Source organism: Bacillus thermozeamaize (assembly GCA_002159075.1).
In the GTDB taxonomy this organism is placed as follows: Bacteria; Bacillota; Bacilli; order ZCTH02-B2; family ZCTH02-B2; genus Bacillus_BB; species Bacillus_BB thermozeamaize.
Window position 1 is genome coordinate 14,139 of the sequence record LZRT01000067.1, and the last position, 18,768, is coordinate 32,906.

Annotated in this window: 17 protein-coding genes and 1 pseudogene; 4 read left to right on the forward strand and 14 right to left on the reverse strand. The window is 54.5% G+C overall.

Going from position 1 to position 18,768, the window contains the following annotated elements; genetic code table 11:
• Positions 1-1,071: 1,071 nt before the first annotated feature.
• The 8 genes and pseudogenes from BAA01_10750 to BAA01_10785 form a co-directional block, all read right to left on the reverse strand.
• Positions 1,072-2,211: pseudogene (locus BAA01_10750) on the reverse strand (sulfate adenylyltransferase).
• 140 nt (positions 2,212-2,351) lie between these two features.
• On the reverse strand, positions 2,352-3,026 hold the full coding sequence (locus tag BAA01_10755) for a phosphoadenosine phosphosulfate reductase (GenBank protein ID OUM87999.1): 675 nt from the start codon (positions 3,024-3,026) through the stop codon (positions 2,352-2,354).
• Positions 3,027-3,109: 83 nt separating this feature from the next.
• Entirely contained in the window at positions 3,110-3,355 is a 246-nt protein-coding gene (locus BAA01_10760) for a hypothetical protein (GenBank protein OUM87919.1), read from the reverse strand.
• A 19-nt stretch (positions 3,356-3,374) separates the two neighbouring features.
• Positions 3,375-5,024, reverse strand: coding sequence for a ferredoxin--nitrite reductase (locus BAA01_10765; GenBank protein OUM87920.1), 1,650 nt, complete (start codon positions 5,022-5,024; stop codon positions 3,375-3,377).
• 43 nt (positions 5,025-5,067) lie between these two features.
• Positions 5,068-6,135, reverse strand: coding sequence for an ABC transporter (locus BAA01_10770; GenBank protein OUM87921.1), 1,068 nt, complete (start codon positions 6,133-6,135; stop codon positions 5,068-5,070).
• A 19-nt stretch (positions 6,136-6,154) separates the two neighbouring features.
• Complete coding sequence (locus BAA01_10775; GenBank protein OUM87922.1) at positions 6,155-7,024, reverse strand: sulfate ABC transporter permease subunit CysW; 870 nt, start codon at positions 7,022-7,024, stop codon at positions 6,155-6,157.
• A gap of 46 nt (positions 7,025-7,070) precedes the next feature.
• Positions 7,071-7,937 (reverse strand): sulfate ABC transporter permease subunit CysT, encoded by an 867-nt coding sequence (locus BAA01_10780; GenBank protein ID OUM87923.1) that lies wholly within the window; start codon positions 7,935-7,937, stop codon positions 7,071-7,073.
• Between the two features lie 70 nt (positions 7,938-8,007).
• Entirely contained in the window at positions 8,008-9,072 is a 1,065-nt protein-coding gene (locus BAA01_10785; protein OUM88000.1) for a sulfate transporter subunit, read from the reverse strand.
• A 402-nt stretch (positions 9,073-9,474) separates the two neighbouring features.
• On the opposite strand from BAA01_10785, the gene BAA01_10790 reads away from it, so the two are divergent.
• The 3 genes from BAA01_10790 (at position 9,475) to BAA01_10800 (ending at position 14,387) form a co-directional block, all read left to right on the forward strand.
• Positions 9,475-10,266 carry a hypothetical protein gene (locus tag BAA01_10790; GenBank protein ID OUM87924.1) on the forward strand — a complete coding sequence of 264 codons (792 nt, stop codon included), beginning with the start codon at positions 9,475-9,477 and terminating at the stop codon, positions 10,264-10,266.
• 12 nt (positions 10,267-10,278) lie between these two features.
• Complete coding sequence (locus BAA01_10795) at positions 10,279-11,787, forward strand: uroporphyrinogen-III C-methyltransferase (GenBank protein OUM87925.1); 1,509 nt, start codon at positions 10,279-10,281, stop codon at positions 11,785-11,787.
• A gap of 1,718 nt (positions 11,788-13,505) precedes the next feature.
• The gene (locus tag BAA01_10800; protein OUM88001.1) at positions 13,506-14,387 is read left to right on the forward strand and encodes a hypothetical protein; all 882 of its coding nucleotides are present in this window, start codon (positions 13,506-13,508) and stop codon (positions 14,385-14,387) included.
• 156 nt (positions 14,388-14,543) lie between these two features.
• Here BAA01_10800 and BAA01_10805 read toward each other — a convergent pair whose 3' ends face one another.
• The 3 genes from BAA01_10805 to BAA01_10815 form a co-directional block, all read right to left on the reverse strand.
• Positions 14,544-14,861: a hypothetical protein gene (locus BAA01_10805; GenBank protein ID OUM87926.1), complete on the reverse strand. Its 318-nt coding sequence runs from the start codon at positions 14,859-14,861 to the stop codon at positions 14,544-14,546.
• A gap of 222 nt (positions 14,862-15,083) precedes the next feature.
• Entirely contained in the window at positions 15,084-15,338 is a 255-nt protein-coding gene (locus tag BAA01_10810; protein OUM87927.1) for a hypothetical protein, read from the reverse strand.
• 80 nt (positions 15,339-15,418) lie between these two features.
• The gene (locus BAA01_10815) at positions 15,419-15,619 is read right to left on the reverse strand and encodes a hypothetical protein (protein OUM87928.1); all 201 of its coding nucleotides are present in this window, start codon (positions 15,617-15,619) and stop codon (positions 15,419-15,421) included.
• A gap of 304 nt (positions 15,620-15,923) precedes the next feature.
• On the opposite strand from BAA01_10815, the gene BAA01_10820 reads away from it, so the two are divergent.
• Positions 15,924-16,742: a hypothetical protein gene (locus BAA01_10820; GenBank protein ID OUM87929.1), complete on the forward strand. Its 819-nt coding sequence runs from the start codon at positions 15,924-15,926 to the stop codon at positions 16,740-16,742.
• 69 nt (positions 16,743-16,811) lie between these two features.
• On the opposite strand, the gene BAA01_10825 is transcribed toward BAA01_10820, so the two are convergent.
• The 3 genes from BAA01_10825 to BAA01_10835 form a co-directional block, all read right to left on the reverse strand.
• Positions 16,812-17,141, reverse strand: coding sequence for a tRNA-binding protein (locus tag BAA01_10825; protein OUM87930.1), 330 nt, complete (start codon positions 17,139-17,141; stop codon positions 16,812-16,814).
• A gap of 341 nt (positions 17,142-17,482) precedes the next feature.
• Positions 17,483-18,043: a hypothetical protein gene (locus tag BAA01_10830; protein OUM87931.1), complete on the reverse strand. Its 561-nt coding sequence runs from the start codon at positions 18,041-18,043 to the stop codon at positions 17,483-17,485.
• A gap of 12 nt (positions 18,044-18,055) precedes the next feature.
• Positions 18,056-18,403 (reverse strand): hypothetical protein, encoded by a 348-nt coding sequence (locus BAA01_10835; GenBank protein OUM87932.1) that lies wholly within the window; start codon positions 18,401-18,403, stop codon positions 18,056-18,058.
• Positions 18,404-18,768: the final 365 nt, after the last annotated feature.

The following is an 18,768-nucleotide window of genomic DNA, read 5'->3' on the forward strand; positions in this document are numbered from 1 at the left end:
GAAAAACATTCCCACTAATGATCCCTTTCCCTGCATCTGATCCCTGTCCCGGCATCTCCCTCTCTCATCTTATAACTTTGCCGTTCTTTTTTAAATATCTTTCTTCTCAAGGCCAAAGGCAGCTACAAGATGCGCAAACAGCCAACGGCTGGTTTGACCCCCTGCAAACACGGCCGCACAAAGGAAGCCGGTCAGGGCGCTGTCCCCGCCGGCTCCATCAAAAACGCTTGCATGCGGCTGATTCATTCGTTGTTCATTCGTCATGCCACGCCGTCAAGTTGGCATCAAGTTACGCTGTCATTCCAACCGTCATTCTGCCGCAAGCCAGCCCCGCTCCCGCAGATGCCGGATGATTGCCTCCACCGACTCCGCAAGCGATTGCCGGTGCGTCTCGATCACCACTTCCGGGGCGAGCGGCTCTTCGTAGGGGGAAGAGATGCCGGTAAACTCCGCGATCTCCCCCTTCCTCGCTTTCGCATACAGCCCCTTCGGATCGCGGCGTTCGCATTCTTCCAACGGACACTTTACGTACACCTCGATAAACTCGTCCCTTCCCACCAAGCCCCGCGCCAGTTCCCGGTCTTCCCGAAACGGGGAAATGAAAGCGGTCATGACGATCAGCCCGGCGTCGACAAACAGTCTCGCCACCTCGCCAATCCGCCGGATATTCTCCGTCCGGTCGGCGGGGGAAAAACCGAGATCACGGTTCAGGCCGTGCCGGATGTTGTCGCCATCCAGGACATAACCGCGCACGCCCATCGCGTGCAGTCTCTCCTGCAATGCATTGGCCAGCGTCGACTTGCCGGATCCGGAAAGTCCGGTCAGCCAGATCACGCCGCTTTTGTGTCCGTTGAGGCGCTGACGCGCCTCCTTGGTGACAGAAGAGGCGTGCCAGACGAGATTGGCTGCGGCGGGAGCCGCATCGGACGAAACAGCACTGGCTGCCACCTGAGCGCTCGCCGTCTTACCCGATGCCGTCTCTTTTGCCGCAGGCTCACCGCTCTCCTGCTCATGAACCGCATGCGCGACAACAGCTGCCTCAGCGGCTGCCGCTCCCCCTTCTTTCGTCCCCTGGCGCATCCCGCGAATCAGCACCTCTACCACCTCGGGGCGGCTGAATTCGGGAGGCGGCGCGATGCCCTGGCTGAGCATCTGGCGCACTTTCGTCCCGGAGAGGATCAGGTGATCTTCTTCAGCGTGGGGACAAGTTTTGGTGGAAGCCATGTTGCCGCATCGCTTGCAGTAAAAACTGTGTTCGAAGAAAAGCGGCGTGATGCCGAGTTCCTCCGGCGCAAACTCGCCAAATATGAGCTGCGCGTCATACGTGCCGTAATAATTGCCGACGCCGGCGTGATCACGGCCGACGATGAAATGGGTGCATCCATAGTTTTTCCGCACCAGCGCATGAAAAATGGCCTCCCGTGGGCCGGCATAGCGCATCGCCGCCGGAAAGACGGCGAGAAAGACGCGCTCCCGCGGATAATATTGTTTCAACAGCACCTGGTAACTCTCCATGCGGATGGCGGCTGGAATATCGTCCGCTTTCGTCTCTCCCACCAGCGGATGCAACAACAGGCCGTCAACGATCTCCAACGCCGTCTTCTGGATGTATTCATGCGCCCGGTGAACCGGATTGCGGGTCTGAAAGCCCACCACCGTCTTCCATCCCCGCTCGGCAAACGCCTTTCTCGTCTCGGCGGGATCAAGGTAAAAGGCGGAGAAACGTCCCTTTACGGGGCGTCGAACCATCGTCACCGGTCCGCCGAGGTATACGTCCGGCCGTTCAAACAGCTTCCGCACCCCGGGGTGGGCAAGGTCTGTCGTGCGGTACACTTTCTCCGCCTCCAGTTCCTTGTGCGGGCGGTACTTCTCCCGCACCTCCAGTACGCCATACACCACCCCGTTCTGCACCAGCCGGACTTTCTCACCGATGGCTATCCTCTCGGCCGCCTCCTCGGTCACGGGCAGCGTGATCGGCAGGCTCCAAACCAGGCCATTGGACAGGCGCATCCGCTCGACCACGCTGTAATAGTCGGCTTCCCCCATGAAGCCGGTCAGCGGGCTGAAGGCGCCGTTGGCGATCAATTCCAGATCGGACAGCGCCATGTTGTCCAGTTCGATCTCATGTTCCAGTTCGCGCAAAACGGACGTATCCAGATGGAAGGCCAACGCATTCACCAGCGTGCCGCCGTGCGGCGGGATCTGACTCATACTATCGCTCCTTTGCATCCATTACAGTACACCTGTCAATCCTCCAAGGACGGGAACATCATCCTTGAACATCATCCTTGAACATCATCCTGAATCAATCGACATCCCGAATCAGCTTCACCGCGGACAGACCCGGCGACTCATGCATGCAGGCCGCATTCTGTCTTGCCCAATCCCGCCCACCGTCCCGCGCGGGAATCTTGGCCCTCGCCTACAGGCAGGGTGCAATGCATGCAGCCGATGCTGGGATAGCCGCGATCGTGCAGTTCATTGTAGGGCAGGCGATGTTCCATGATGTAGTTCCAGACATCCTTCCATGTCCAATGAATCAGCGGACAAATCTTGATCGACTGAAACTTGTGGTCAAGGTTCACAAACTGCGTGTTGGCCCGCGTCGGCGACTGCTCGCGGCGCAGTCCGGACAGCCATGCCCTGGTGCCGGTGAGCGCCCGCGCCAGCGGTTGCACCTTGCGCAGTTGACAGCAAGTGTCCGGATCGCGCACCCACAGATTCTCCCCGTACTGAGCCGCCTGTTCTTCCAGCGTCAATGCGGGTTGAACCATCTCGATCCGCAACGCCGGATACACTTCCCTCACCCGCTCAATCAGCCGGTAGGTTTCGGGAAAGTGAACGTTGGTATCGAGGAAAAGCACCCTCGCATCTGCCTTCACCTGACTGATCAGATCGATGAGCACCATCCCTTCGGCGCCAAAACTGCAAGCGTACACCAACTCATCGCCGAAACAGCCGTACGCCCACGTTAAAATGCCTGAAGCATCATGATCCGCCAATTGCCCGTTGAGCTCGGCAACCATCTGATCGTTTAAAAGCCCGTAAGACAACGCCATGTCCGACAATTTGCTCCCTCCTTGGGATAAGGTCTCACGATGCCTGCGCTTCAAAATCCCTCTTTCGCCGTCTCGATCACATACCCGGCACCACGCCGGAAAGGTTTCTTTTCCACGAGACTCAGGCTATCGATGCGCGGGGGCGCCACGGTGTGCCGCAGCAGATGGTTTTCGGCATGATGGAACGCCTGTTGATCAGAGTAAGCCGCGACGATGACGGTCAAAAGCCTCCCGTCCTGCAATTCCGCTTCCACCCGGTAGAGAAAGGTTTCCTTTGTATCGGACGCATCTGACATCCATGATCCCTCCCCGCCTTCACTGCACCATCTGATCAGCCGACGGCTCCGTCAGCGAGGCCAGGATCTGATCCAGCTGCGCCTGGATATGCGCCACGCCAACCCGTTCCACGTATTGCCAATAGGCCTCATCCGCCAGACGTTCTGCCTTGTACGCCTCGATCAGTTGCGCCAACACCGGCCCCAATCGCTCCGCCGGCACGCGCCCTTTCAGGCGATGGTTGAAGCGGGCCGAAGGCCCCAGCGTCCCGCCGACAAAGAGATCAAACGCGTCGACAGTGCCTTGCTCCGTTTTCACCAGCGCCCCTTGCAGGCCAATGTCGGCAATCTGCCGTTGCCCGCAGGAATTGGGACAACCCACCATGTGAATCCGCACCGGCGTGTCCAGTTCCACGTGTTCGTCCAGATATTGCGCCAGCGCCCGCATCCGCTCCTTCGTCTCCACGATGGCCAGGTTGCAGAATTCAATCCCCGTGCAGGAAACGGCGTATCCGACGAAAGGTTTGGGTTTGAGAAGGAAGCGGTTCTGAATCAACGGCTCTTTTTGGAACGCATCCACTTTCTCCTCCGGGATGTAGCGCAACAGGACGTTTTGCGAGTTGCAGGTTCCGATGGTCCCGTCGCCGTACTCATCGGCCAGACGGGCCAATTCAGCCAATTCGTCGGCGCTCATCCGGCCGACAGGCACAGACAGCCCGGCGTAATAATATCCCTCCTGCTTTTGCGGATGGATACCGTAAAAGTATCCTGCATTCCAACCCTTGAGCAAATCCTCACCGGCTGTCTCCAGCTCGCCGACCAACTTCACCAATTCTTCACGGAACTTTTCCACGCCCCAATCGGCGACGAGAAACTTCAACCGCGCGTGCGTCCGCTTCTGCCTGTACCCGTGATCGCGGAACAACGTGGTCACCCCGATCGCTACCTTCAGCACCTCTTCGGGACGGCAGAATACATCCAGTTTCTGCGCCATATACGGCCGCGTGGACAACCCTCCCCCCACCCATACGTGAAAGCCGACCACTTCCTCGCCGTCTATCACCTTTTTCGCCGGCGTGAAAGAGAGATCGTTGATCTCCGCATGGGCCGTATTGTACACATTGGCGGAAATGGAAATTTTGTACTTCCGCGGCAGGTTGGAAAAATCCCGGTTACCGACGAAGAAATTGTTTACTTCCTCGACAATGGGGCGCGTGTCCAGCACTTCGTTGGGATCAATGCCGGCCAGCGGATTGCCGACAATCGTCCGCGGGCAATCGCCGCAAGCCTCCAGCGAACTTAAGCCCACCGCTTCAAGGCGGCCAAAAATGTCCGGCAGCGACTCTACGGTCAACCAATGAAATTGCACCGCCTGGCGCGTCGTGACGTCCACCAGATCCCGCCCGTAATCTTTGGCAATCCCGGCCAGCGCTCTGGCTTGCCGGGAGGTGAGAATCCCTCCGGGGATGCGTACCCGCATCATGAAATGCCCTTGTTTTGGCCGTTGCTGATACACCCCCGCCCACTTAAAGCGGTCAAAATCATCCGGATGGATGGAGGCAAAGCCTTCCTTGGCATACTTGTTGACAATCGTGTCGATGATATCCAAACCGTCCTTTTCCAGTTTCAGCAGCTCCACCCGATTCAACGTCGGATCATTCGCCCAAGGCCATGTTTTGGTCTCAGCCATGCCACACGCTCCTTTCCTTTCACCCTTCGTTTTCAGATGAACGCTACACAAACGCCGGAATCCGCTTTTCTTCTCCCGGCTTCACCCGGTTTTCAAGCACCTGCGGTCGACCCTGCGCAAACACCAGCAAGCGGCGAAAGATCACGTCCACCTCTTCTCCCGGCTGTAACGGCGGCTGTTCCAGCGAACGGGTGCCATACACCTTCTGACCTCCAACCATCACCTCGATCTGCCAGTTGTTTCCCCGGAAAGTGACGTTTGTCACCTTCCCTTGATTGGCCACGCACCGGTCCGTGATTTCGCCCGCCTTGAAAATGTCAACGAATTCCGGACGGACGAACACCTGGCCGTCTTCCGCCACCCAATCAAAGCCTTTGAGGGACGACGGTTTTTCCAAGGAATACGATTCGCCGATAAATGAGGCCACAAACGGTGTGCGGGGAGATTTGTAAATCTCCAGAGGGATGCCCGACTGCTCCACTTTTCCCTGGTTGATGATGAAGATTTCATCCGCCAGCTCAAGCGCCTCCTCCTGGTCGTGGGTCACGAAAACGGTCGTCAGCCCGACGCGGCCGATCATCTCCTTCAACCATCCCCGCAATTCCTTGCGCACCTTGGCATCCAGCGCCGCAAAGGGTTCATCGAGGAGCAACAATTGCGGCTCCGGCGCCAGCGCCCGGGCAAACGCCACCCGCTGCCGCTGGCCGCCGGACAGTTGGTGGGGATACCGTCGCTCCAACCCGCTGAGGCCGGTCAGTTCCACCAGCTCCGCCACCCGCTTGCGGATCACCTCTTTTTTCCTTTTGCGGACAGACAGTCCAAAAGCAATGTTCTCAAAGACGGTCATGTGCCGGAACAACGCGTAATTCTGGAACACAAACCCAATGTTCCGCTGCTGCGGCGGCAAATCGGTGACCGGCTTGCCGTCAAAATAAATTTCCCCGGCGTCCGGCGTCTCCAGACCGGCCAACAGCCGCAGCAGGGTCGTCTTTCCGCTGCCGCTCGGGCCCAGCAGGCCAATCAGCTTTCCCTGCTTGATCTCAAGGTCAACATGCCGGCACGCTTCATATTCCCCGAACCGTTTATACAGATTCTTGGCCACGATATGCATGGCATAACTCCCTTTCCTTTCAGATAGATTGCGTCTTGTGCTTGCGCTCCACCACATGTTTGACAACCAGCGTGACAAAGGCCAGGAACACCAGAATCGAAGCAACGGCAAAAGAGGCGGCAAACTGATACTCGTTATACAGAATCTCCACGTGCAGCGGCAGCGTATTGGTTTGTCCCCGGATGTGGCCGGACACCACGGACACCGCGCCGAATTCCCCCATCGCACGGGCATTGCAAAGGATCATGCCGTATAACAAGCCCCACTTGATATTCGGCAAGGTCACACGCCAGAAAATCTGCCAACCGGTAGCCCCCATGCTGGCGGCCGCCTCCTCCTCAGCGCTCCCTTGTGTCTGCATGAGCGGGAGCAACTCCCTGGCGACAAACGGAAAAGTCACAAATAGGGTGGCCAGCACGATGCCGGGGAAAGCAAAAATAATCTTGAAATGAACCGCCTCCAGGAACGGGCCGAACACCCCCCGCGTACCGAACAGCAAGACAAAGATGAGGCCAGCAATCACAGGGGAAATGGCAAAAGGCAGGTCGATCAGCGTCACCAGCACCTGCTTGCCCCGAAACTGGAACTTCGTCATGGCCCATGCAGCGGCCAGGCCGAAGAGCGTGTTGAGCGGCACCACGATGGCCGCCGTCAGAACCGTCAGCTGAAGCGCTGAAAGCGCATCCGGCTCGCTCACCGCTGCCCAGTACACGGCCAATCCCTTGCGGAAAGCCTCGGCAAACACGACAAGCAGCGGCAACACGAGAACCAGTCCCAAAAAAAGGAGCGCAATCCCGATAAGCAGCCACCTCACCGCTGCCGGTTCGGCAAGATGGCGCGGTTGTTCCTGTGTCCTTGCGTCAGGTAACGCGGAAACCTTGCTGTTCAAATGCGACCCTCCTGTTTCTGTAGCGCTCACTCCCTGATCCGCCCGATCAATCCGAAATGACGCGACGGCTGGCTTGCCATTGCAACACGTTGATCACCAGCAGAAGGAGAAAGGAAACGATCAGCATCACGGCAGCGATGGCTGTGGCGCCCGGATAGTCAAATTGTTCCAGCTTGGTCATGATGAGCAGCGGGACAATTTCCGTTTTCATCGGCATGTTCCCGGAAATGAACACAACCGAACCATATTCGCCCAATCCCCGCGCAAAAGCCAGCGCAAATCCCGTCAACAACGACGGCAACAGCCCGGGCAGAATGACGCGGAAAAAAACTTGCAAGCGACGGGCGCCCAGCAACACCGCCGCTTCTTCCACCTCCGTCTCCAGCTCTTCCAAGACAGGCTGCACCGTGCGCACCACAAAGGGGAGGCCGATAAACACCAGCGCCACAGTGATGCCGAGCGGCGTAAACGACACTTTGATGCCCAGCTCTTTGAGCAGGCCCCCCACCCATCCGTTCTCCGCATACAGCGTCGTCAGCGCAATCCCTGCCACGGCAGTGGGCAAGGCAAACGGCAAATCCACCAGCCCGTCAATCAGCCGGCGCCCCGGAAACCGGTAACGCACGAGGACCCAAGCCACCAACAAGCCGAAAAACGCATTCACCGCCGCTGCCAGAAAAGCGGTCAGAAAGCTGACGCGGAAGGAAGCCATGACGCGTGGATCGAGAATCACATCCCGGAAGCTGCGCCAGTCGAACGCCGCCGCCTCCAGAAAGATCATCGACAAGGGAAACAGAACGATCAGGCTGAGGTACGTCATGGCAAAACCCATCGACAGCCCGAAACCCGGAAGAACGCTCCCGCCTTTCCCCCGCCTTCCTTTCACCCGACTTTCTTTTTCTCGTTCTGCCATTCGTTCCCATCACTCCCGTCGTTGGTGAAACAGGCGCCCTCAGGATTCATTCAGCAGCCGCCTTCAGGATTCATTTGGAAGGCACATAAATCTGGTCAAAGACGCCTCCGTCCGCAAAATGGGTCTTTTGTGCATTCTGCCAGCCGCCAAACACTTCATCCACCGTGAACAGCTTCACCTGCGGGAACGTGTCCGCATACTCCTTGGCCACCGATTCAAGACGCGGCCGGTAGAAATTTTTCGCCGCAATCCGCTGGCCTTCTTCTGAGTACAAATATTTCAGATACTCCTCGGCCACTTCCCGGGTCCCCCGCTTGTCGACCACCTTATCGACAACGGCAACCGGCGGCTCAGCCAAAATGCTCACCGAAGGCACCACGATTTCAAATTTCCCTTCGCCAAGCTCCTTCTGGGCAAGCAACGCCTCGTTTTCCCAGGCGATCAGCACATCGCCGATGCCGCGTTCCACAAAGGTCGTCGTCGCCCCGCGCGCCCCCGAATCAAGGATGGGGACATGTTTATATAACTCGGTCACAAATTCCTTCGCCTTTGCCTCGTCATGATTGTATTTCTCCAGAGCGTATCCCCAAGCGGCCAGGTAATTCCAGCGTGCGCCCCCCGACGTCTTCGGATTGGGCGTAATCACTTCGACACCCTCCTTGATGAGATCATCCCAGTCCCGAATCCCCTTCGGGTTTCCCTTGCGCACGAGAAAAACAATGGTTGAGGTATATGGCGAACTGTTGTGCTCAAAACGTTTCTGCCAACCCTCTTCGATCAGCCCCGCCTGCTGGATTTCATCAATATCGTAGGCCAGCGCCAAGGTCACCACATCTGCTTCGAGGCCATCGATCACCGATCGCGCCTGTTTTCCGGAACCGCCATGGGATTGCTTGATGGTCACCGTTTGGCCCGTCTTCTCCTTCCAATACTTCGCAAACGCCTGATTATACTCTTCATAAAACTCACGCGTCGGATCGTATGACACATTCAGCAACTCGACAGCCCCCGTCGAAGCCTTGTCCGTCGAACCGCCCGTCTTTTCTTCCGGCGAGCCGGTTGCCGAACTGCCGCACGCCGTGACACCGATCACTAACAAGACCGCCAACGAGACGAGCAACAACCGCTTTTTCATCCCTGTCGCCTTCATCCTTTACCACCCCACATTCATTATTAATTGAATAAATCATATTAAATTAATATGCTTTTGTGGATTTATGTTTTACATTACCATGTCTGGGCTTGAAAATCAATCATTGATATTGTCAAGTTTTGCAAGTTTCAACAAACGGGAAGACCCTTGAATTCATCATGATTAATTTATGATGGGTATTCGTCCCGGGTGATAACGAAAAGCGAAAAGCACCAGTCGCAGCGACCGCCTGAACGGCAATCTTTGCTGCTTCCAGGCGTCCAGACATGACGCTGGCCCGTATCGCTCGCCCAGCATTTTTCTGTTGACAGCTCATACGCGAGAACCTATAATTCACATAAAATATATTGGAATTATTATCATTATCGGAAAGGGGGAAGCCGAATGATCCATGCAGCCGCGGCCGTTCTGGTCATCGCTCACGGATCGCCCGACCCAGGCTGGATGGAACGGGTGGAAGCGGCAATCCGTCCTTGCCGCAGCAAGATGCCGATTCGGGTCGCCTACCTGGGCGGGACGGATGGGCGCGGTATCGCTGATGAGGTGGCACGCTTGGAGCGGGAAGGTGTGGAGACGATCGCCGCCGTGCCGCTGTTCGTCACCGCCGGCAGCACACACATCAGCGAGATCAGAGGGATGCTTGGCCTCAGACCGGACGGAATCGTGCCCAAAGCGATTCAGCCTGTCTCCACCCGCGTCCGGTTTTTGTGGTGTCCGCCGTTGGAGGACCATCCCCTGGTGGAGCGGATCCTCTCGGAACGGGTGCAACGGCTGTCTGTCGATCCCTGCCGGGAATCGCTCCTGCTCATCGGCCACGGAAGCGACCTGCCGGGGTACCGGGAACGTTGGGAGCTGCTCTTGCACCGTTTAACGTCTCGCCTGCAAAACCGCTATGGCTTTTCCGCCGCGGGCTATGCCACACTGCGGCCGGATACGGTCGCTGCCCGCGCCCGACAGCTTGCGGCATGTGGCGAGTTGATCGCGCTTCCCCTGTTCGTCAGCCAGGGGTATTTTACACGCCGCGCTCTTCCTCAGCGGCTGGCGGGGATACCCTATCGGTACGACGGACGTGCCTATTTGCCTCACCCGTTGATCAGCGAATGGATTGTCCAGTCTGCTAAGGCGGCGTTTTTGACGGACGAAATGATGGGCATCGGTCAAGGAACGGAAACATAAGGGGGACGATGGATGATGAAGACAGGAAGCGTCATTTTTGTGGGGGCCGGTCCGGGCGATCCCAAGCTGCTGACGATCAAGGGCAAGGAGGCGCTGGGACGAGCGGACGTGATCGTGTATGACCGGCTGGTCAATCCGCTCCTGCTGGCTCACGCCAGGGCGGACGCAAGGTTGATCTACGCCGGAAAGGAAGCGTCCCGCCACTCCCTTCCGCAGGATGAAATCAACCAATTGCTCGTTCGGGAAGCACGGCAAGGCAACGTGGTGGTCAGGCTGAAAGGCGGCGATCCGAGCATCTTCGGAAGGGTCGGCGAGGAGGCGGAATCGTGCCGGAAAGCGGGCATTCCGTTTGACATCGTGCCAGGCATCACCTCGGGCATCGCGGCGCCGCTGTACGCAGGGATTCCCCTGACACACCGGGAATACAATTCGGCCGTCGTGTTTCTCACCGGCCATCTGTGCGAGCAAAACGCGGGCATGGAGATAGATTGGGCGGCGATGGCTGCCGTCAAGACCTTGGTGATTTATATGGGAGTGAAAAATCTTCCATACATCCGGGAACGGTTGCTCACACATGGCATGGCGGCGGACACGCCGGTGGCGCTGGTGCGCTGGGGCACGCTGCGTGAACAGCAGACGCTGGTCGGCGAGCTGGCCACCATCGACCGGCAGGCGATGGAGGCGAAGTTTTCCGCTCCGGCGATCATCGTGATTGGCGAGGTGGTCAGGTTGCGTGATGCTCTCGATTGGTACGAGAGCAAACCGCTGTTCGGACTGACGGTAGCCGTCGCGGCAAGCGATCCGTTGGAACAGGGGGAGAATCTGGCGGCTGTGTTGGAGTCGCTCGGAGCCGACGTTCTGCCGGTGCCCGTCGCCGCGCAAACCGCATTGGCGGATGACGATGCGATCAGGCTGACCGATGAGTTGGAGAGATGCCGTTGGCTGGTGTTTGGCGACGAGCGGCAGGCGGATTTCTTCTTCCGCACGCTCGGTGAGCAACGGTTCGACATCCGCCGCATCCAAGCGCGGATTGCCGCACTGGGCGAAGCAACTGCCGAAGCCCTTGAGAGCCGGGGATTGCCAGTGGAGCGACGGTTTGCCGCAAACGAACCGCCCGCCGCTGTTTACCGAAACCTGCCGCTTGCGCCAGGAGACCGGGTGCTGTGCCTGAGTCGTGGCCCATACGGGAGCGTCACGTACCCGGATGGGGTGATTTGGCGCACGGCTACCGCCGGCCGGCTGGCTTGGATCGATTCCCACCCTGCGGCCCCGCTTCTGCAGGCCAGAACGTTCGACTGGCTGGCGGCAAATGACCCCTATCATCTGGAAGGCTTGGCTCAGTTCGCGGGGACGGGATGGCAGGAGCGGCCGCTTCTTTGTTTTGGCGAGGAGACGGCTGCCCGGGCCAGAGCCATGGGCTGGAAGCAGATGGTATGGTGCGATCGGGCTGCAGGGACCCTGGCGGAAGAAATTCGGCGCTGCCTACAGCCGGGTGATATCCAAATGTACGAAATCAGCTAAAGAAAAAAATCGATGTTGAACGAACGGGAGCATGTCCAGCCGCCGAGCGAATCAAGCGAGGCGGTTTTTATGATGTATGGGGGATTTTTCTTATTTTTGTTTCATTCATGTCCGTATGCGATCTATGGTAATATAATAGTCATGTCTTATTAGAAAAGTTTTCTAGCTTCATTCAGGGAGAGGATTGAAAGGAATTGAAAACGCTAAAGTCGATTTTCGCTTTGTTTCTCGTGCTGACGCTTCTTTCCACGCTCTTCCACATCCCCTTGGAGGCCGCTGCATCCAATCATGCGCCCGCTGATGGATCAGCGCCGACTCATCCCTCTTATTTCAAAGTCGTTCGTGACACGGAGATCACGGATGCAGAACAAGAACGCGCGTTGGGCCTGCTCAAACAAGATGCGTACTTGCGTTTTAAGAAAATGGATCAAGAACGCATCTACTTTCAGTGGGGCCAGACGCTGGCTTATGTTCCAAAGGAAGATGTGGAAGTCATTGATTGGGATGAACAAAACGACACGGCATGGGTTGAGGACGACGTTGACGCCAAAGGCTTGGTTTTTGTCCAAGATGATGTGGAAATCAGCGAGCCGGAATCAGGGGATCTTGTTGCCGTATTCTATGGAGGCACGTCGTATCCTTATGTGGACAAAGATGAGCGGTCTTACCGCATCGTTTTGGGAAACCGCTTGCTCAACATAGAAAAGACGGATCTGCTCAAGGAACATGACCTTTCCGGAGAGCCGGAGGAGACAACTGAAGAGAAACAAGGGCCAAAGCCGAAAGAAAGCACGAAAGAGAAAATATCACCCTCGTTTGCGCAACAAGACCGTTTCTTTGAAGTGGTTGAGGACAGGGTGGCTGTATATGACAACAGCAGCGGATCCTTGGTCAAGATGGGAGAATTGCTTCAGGGAGAGGTATACCCGCGCATTCGCCAATATGGCAACTGGCACGAAATCCAATTCGGCGACCGGAAAGGCTACGTGTGGCAGGGAGCGACAAGACCGGCCGACGGCAGCGTGCTGAAAGATCTGAACAATGGGCGTTTTACTCCTTCGGAACGGCATTTCGTCACGCTGCAAGATGCGATCGTATACGATAACAAAGCGTCGGACACCCTCACCCCGTTTGCCGTCATTCAGGCTGGCGTAAGATATCCGATTCTTAGCGATTACGGCGGCTGGTGGCGGGTGGATGTGGCCGGAAGAATCGGCTATGTCCTTAAAAGTCTGGTCAAGCTTGATTTCAACCCAACAGACCGTTTCTTTACAGTGATCGCAGAAAATGCGCCTGTCTATGAAAACCGTTCAGGCGCGCTTGTAAAAGTGGGAGAACTGTATCAGGGGCAAGTCTACCCGCGTATCCGGGATTATGGAAATTGGCACGAAATCAAGTTCGGAAAAGGAAAAGCTTATGTCCACAAAGGAGCAACGCAGCCCGTATTCAGCCATAACCTGAAAAACATCAATACCGGCCAAAGTCCTTCGTCGGTGGAGTTCAGCGTTATCCAAAAGGCGGCCGTATACGACAACACATCAGGTCAGTTGGTGCCGTTCGCTACGCTTGAACAAGGACAAACGTACCCGATTATCAGCAGCTACGGTGCCTGGTGGCGGATTGATGTATCCGGACGAATCGGCTATATCCATAAGAATGCTACGGAAGTTCTCCCCAGGCTTGTCGTCAATCCACGTCAAACCTATACCTATGAACAGATGATCATTGACATCGGGTTTCTGGAAGCGATGTATCCCGCGCTCATTGAAACCCGGATCATCGGAAAATCAGTGGACGGCCGGAACCTTTATGCTGTGAAACTGGGAACAGGACCAACGGAAATCCTGATCAATGCGGCGCATCATGCGCGTGAGCACATGACGACGAATCTCGTGATGAAAATGCTCGATGAATATGCTTACGCTTATCACGCCGGAAAAAGCATCGGCGGTTACAATGTGCAGACAGTGCTGGATCGCACAAGCATCTGGTTTGTTCCGATGGTGAATCCTGACGGGGTCACGTTGGTACAAAAAGGGCATCGCAGCGCCAAAAATCCCAGCCTGATCCTCGCCTTAAACAAAAACAGCACAAACTTTTCAGGTTGGAAAGCCAACATCCGGGGCGTCGACCTGAACCGCCAATATCCTGCCCTCTGGAATACCATTACAGCCGACCCGGGCAGAGCGGCTCCGGAAAATTACAAGGGGCCCAAACCGCTCAGCGAACCGGAATCACGCGCATTGTACAACTTTACTTTGAGCCGGAACATTCAAGCAGCCATCGCTTACCATTCTTCAGGAGAATTGATTTATACGCGTTTAGACATCGAGCCGCTCACCCGCCCATTGGCAAACAGTGTGGCTGCCAAAACGGGCTATAAGATTGTAAATTTGAGACAAAGTTTAAGTGGCGGCGGATTCACAGACTGGTTCATCCTGGAACAAAGAAAACCGGCTCTGACCCTGGAAATTTCCCCTTTTGTGGGACCCCGCCCCGTTCCTCTCAGCTACTGGGACCGGATTTGGGCGCAAAATGACGCCGTCGGCCTGCTTGTGGCCGATAAGATCTATCAAAAGCTCAATGAAGCAAAAAAATAATGGGCAAAAAATGCGAGTCCTTCATGGCTCGCATTTTTCTTGAACGGAAATCGCTTACCCGATTGATTGTATTAACAAATTGTTAATTGTTCTTATGAGACATCAAAAAGTCTAGTAATATCCTGTCAACTTTTTCAGCTTCCTTTCCAAGCCAGATTAAATGTCCCCAAGAATGAAGTAAAACAAGCTCCGAATGCGGGATGTGTTTATGTGCATGGAAAGCATGTCTTCTCTCATTTTGGTCACTACATTGTCATAAGCGAGCTTACTGAAGGAAGGAAGCATCAGCCTAAAAACATAATGAGGAAATCGATTGTACAAGAAGGCAACGATGTTCCAAACATATTTTTCAGCCGGGGGACGGAATAGAATCTGTGCAACCTTATATTCCCTGTCCTTGGAAGTTAGCCACTCTTTCGTTACTGCACATTGTAATGTAAGGGTTTTAATCCTTTCCGGGTGACGAGAGGCCAAGTAAATTCCGCTTGGCCCTCCTGCTGAAACAGCCAGAAGACGGACTTTTTCGATTTTTAGATGGTCTAATCACTTCAAACCGAGAGTATTTCAACTTTTCTTTTCATATTGGCAACCCTTTATCTACGGACATTTATTCATTCCAATAATAAATAATATCATTCGGATGCCAACCAAATCCGCCACTTCTTTCACTCGCATCGCCATCATTTCAGCGGTTCGTTAGGCCTTAACCCAAACTGTGATACCATTCGTTGAACCGGACAAGATTTCAAGAACCTTCGGACTAAATTCGTGTTTCGTTTCCATCGCATGAGGCGGCATGCATCTGCCAACTTCCATAAACCAGTGATTCGTTCCAGGGATGATTTCAATACGATACTTGTCGTTTCCGCCTTGTTTTAATAATTGCTCCGTAAGAGGGGCATCCACTGAGGTATTCACGAATGGATCCGCTTCGCCAAAAATGGTGAGCACAGGGGCTTGAATCTTTGGAATGACCGTTGCCGGATCATGATCAATAATCCTGCTCAGATAACCCAGCTTGACTGTGGATGTCAGATTGAAATAGATGTCGTACAGCTTTTTCCGGGTTTGCCATTTCTTTTCAACCTCTTCCGCGCTGAGCCCTTGGTGATCGCGACAATGGCCGGAGTCGGTTCGTCGGTATCCGGTTTAACCAAGCTGCCCGAAATGGTCACCCCGTTGGATTGAAACCGGACTTCTTCCCCGATTTTGATCTCTTCACTCAAGTACACATGCAGCCCTCTATCCTAAGATGCCAATCGTCAAGCCAACCTTTTTCATTGATAGCCGTCCTTTTTTCATGTTTTCATTCTTCTCCTTTTTAATTTTTGGAATGTCTGGAACCATTTTCAAGCAACGATATCCAGATAAAGTAAATAAGCGGCACCCTTCGATGAATATCGACCGCAGAACAGTTTTTATCCTGGACAAAAGTCCGGATCGATGCCGTCTACTCCGGGCAGCAACCACAGATTTCTTTAGGCAAATGAAAATTTTGTGCTACACTGTTGCTATGACCTGGATAGGGGTGTTGATATGCAAGCGAAAAATACGTACGGCATTGTGACGAGCAATCCCGAGCTGGTCCAGCAAGCCAATGATCTTTCTGTCATCATGTATGAAATTAAAGATGTATTAGGCGTTCACCGCACGCCCATACCAGGCACCGTGAGCATGGTCAGCTGTTTTTCGGATAACCAATGGATTAAGGAGCATCCTGATTTTGTCGCGGTGTCCAAAGACGGGATGAAAGCCACGCGAAAGGAAAAATACTTCGACTGGGATTGTCTCTGTCCATCCAGGGACGAGTGGAAAGAAAAGTTGTTGCGCATCGTCAAAGAAGCGGATCGGCAGGGAGAAGTGAGGCTGGACGTTGTGGGGTTTCCGCGCGAGGGGTTCTGTTGGTGCACCATTTGCCAAGAGAAATGGAAGCAATCCCGGCTGGAAGATTGGGAGGCATGGCGGGCATCTGTGATCACCGATTTTGTGCGATCCTGCCGGGAAGCGACAAAGAACAGGCTCTATATGACGCTCTATCCCGATCCTTTAAAAGTTCACCATTACCACAGGTTCGGCGTGGACATTGATGCGGTGAGCAAGTATGTCGACTGCTTCGTCATACCGGTCTACGATCTTCATTACAGTGTCACCTATTGGCTGGAAACCTTGGCATGGGGCTTTCGAGACATGTTGAAAAAACCGTTCCTCATCGAATTGTACGCTTGTGACCTGGACCCGCATAAGCTGGCAAAGGCCACCCAGGTGGCCCGGCACTACGCCGACGGCGTGTTGTTTGCCTATCCGCGAAACGCCGAATATGTACAAAATGTCTTAAGCATCCTGAAGAAAAGCTGAGCCGCCTGGCCGTCAACCGGCGCAAGCAGCCCATCAGGTGCAGCATGAAAGCTGCAGACGGCATCCTCCTCAAGCAATCGGTGTGCCGTTGGGGACAGGTTCATCAGGTTTTAGCAACACAACATCTCCTTCTTCCGGCACGCCGCCAAGGACAAGCACTTCAGAGCAAAAGCCCGCGATGCGCCTTGGTGGGAAGTTGACAACCGCAACCACCTGACGGCCCACAAGCGTCTCCGGCTGATACCTGCGCGTAATTTGAGCGGAAGATGTCTTCACACCCAATTCACCAAAATCGATTTCCAGTTTGATCGCCGGCTTCCTCGCTTCAGGAAACCGCTCTGCTTTGACGATTGTTCCAACGCGAATATCCAACTTTAAAAAGTCATCGACAGTTGCCATGGCGATCCTCCCCAAACCGGACGTATTTTATCATTCATTTCCAAGAAGCCCCTCTTCAAAGCGGTAACGCAGGTGGCGGGAGTGTTCCATTTACTCACCGTTTATTTTTTTCAGGATGCGAGGATGGGTCAAAGTGAAGCAATGCAATTCCTCATGGATTTTTCCACATCAGTATATCACTGATTGGTAACCCTGCACCAAAACCATTTTTACTCCGTCTAAAACCAAACGAAAAGCCGAGCCGCATCAGGAGCAATACCTGAGATCAACTCGACTTCGAAACGAACGATTCCCGATTGGCACCCACTTTCTACAGCCCGAACCCGCCTTGCTCAACGCTGTCAATGGAGCTTGACAATCGCCTGACCAAACCCAAAAACATTTGGTTCAAACAGCAACTCTAGCCCTTTCGCATCTTTCGGCACTTCGAATGTGAGTTCGCCACGCATCTTCCTGCCTGGTTGCAATTCACCATCCAAACTTCCTTTTGTCTCGGGTCCAATGGTCACGTTATACTTATATCCGTCTGCATCGCTCAGCGAAAACATCATTAATGAGCTAATCACGTCTGATTCATTTCCGACATTCTCAAGCGTCACATCGACCATCTTGTAGACATGACCCTGTTGCGGTTTGATGAATTGATCTCCCTCGCTGTCGCGCACACTGTTCACCACAAAAATGAGGTCACCCATTTTAATTTGTTCTCCCACCGCAAAGGTCTGTGGCGCCGGAGGTTTCTGATTTTCCGCATCTTGCGCCGTCGGGTTTGCATCCTCTTTTTCTTGAGATGACGTGTTTGAATCAACTTTCTCAGGCGTCACCGTTTCCCCGCAGCCGACAAGAAACACAGCAAGAAGACCAATCAACAAGCCGGCCAGACATTTTTTGACATGCATCATCACCAAACCTCCCTATATGTTTGTGGTTGTCTCAAGTTCCTTTTGACTCAACAGCGCCAAAATCCCCGCGATGAGAAATACTGGAAAAGCTACAACGTAACCCCATGAAATCGAAACGAGGCCCCCGACAGCACTGACGAGCATCATGATCCCCGCAGCCTTTGGTTTTTTTAATGCAAGCGCGCCGCCTACCAGGCCAATCAGGCTGAATAAAACAGCCGCTACGCCCAACCCAATGACAGGACTGGTTCCTGATCCGGAAAACGCCGCGTCCAACCCGCCAATTATCAGTGCAAAAAGTGCGCCGCCAAACCCGGCAATGCCCCCAATAATGCCTAAAATCAGTGCAGCAAGCCGCAATGTGCCTCCCCCCAACAAACAAATTTTTATGCTATCCGCATGATACCCTAGGTATTCTGACAACAGTATGTCACAGAATATATGTTTGCTTCTTTTTCAAATAAAAAGGCAGGATATACGGGTATCATCCGTACACCCTGTCCCAGATCAAAAGATCTCCACATGCTTGAACACAATTTTGAACAGAACTTGTTGTATGGCTCAAAAATATCTAGGGCTGCAGGCTGGATAACTGTCCGGCCAGTCGCAGGTAAAATGTCTTCAGGTCAAACTGCGGATTGGGGTCAATACCGATGATTTCGAGATGATCGATGTTGTATTTACCCATATAGTTCCATCGCTTACAACTTAAAACCTCCCTTAGC

Bases quoted from the DNA above. Each gene is read 5' to 3' on its own strand.
- BAA01_10755 (OUM87999.1), bottom strand. From the start codon at position 3,026: ATGGTTGCCGAGCTCAACGGGCAATTGGCGGATCATGATGCTTCAGGC.
- BAA01_10760 (OUM87919.1), bottom strand. From the start codon at position 3,355: ATGTCAGATGCGTCCGATACAAAGGAAACCTTTCTCTACCGGGTGGAA.
- BAA01_10765 (OUM87920.1), bottom strand. From the start codon at position 5,024: ATGGCTGAGACCAAAACATGGCCTTGGGCGAATGATCCGACGTTGAAT.
- BAA01_10770 (OUM87921.1), bottom strand. From the start codon at position 6,135: ATGCATATCGTGGCCAAGAATCTGTATAAACGGTTCGGGGAATATGAA.
- BAA01_10780 (OUM87923.1), bottom strand. From the start codon at position 7,937: ATGGCAGAACGAGAAAAAGAAAGTCGGGTGAAAGGAAGGCGGGGGAAA.
- BAA01_10785 (OUM88000.1), bottom strand. From the start codon at position 9,072: ATGAAAAAGCGGTTGTTGCTCGTCTCGTTGGCGGTCTTGTTAGTGATC.
- BAA01_10790 (OUM87924.1), top strand. From the start codon at position 9,475: ATGATCCATGCAGCCGCGGCCGTTCTGGTCATCGCTCACGGATCGCCC.
- BAA01_10795 (OUM87925.1), top strand. From the start codon at position 10,279: ATGATGAAGACAGGAAGCGTCATTTTTGTGGGGGCCGGTCCGGGCGAT.
- BAA01_10800 (OUM88001.1), top strand. From the start codon at position 13,506: ATGATCATTGACATCGGGTTTCTGGAAGCGATGTATCCCGCGCTCATT.
- BAA01_10820 (OUM87929.1), top strand. From the start codon at position 15,924: ATGCAAGCGAAAAATACGTACGGCATTGTGACGAGCAATCCCGAGCTG.
- BAA01_10825 (OUM87930.1), bottom strand. From the start codon at position 17,141: ATGGCAACTGTCGATGACTTTTTAAAGTTGGATATTCGCGTTGGAACA.
- BAA01_10830 (OUM87931.1), bottom strand. From the start codon at position 18,043: ATGATGCATGTCAAAAAATGTCTGGCCGGCTTGTTGATTGGTCTTCTT.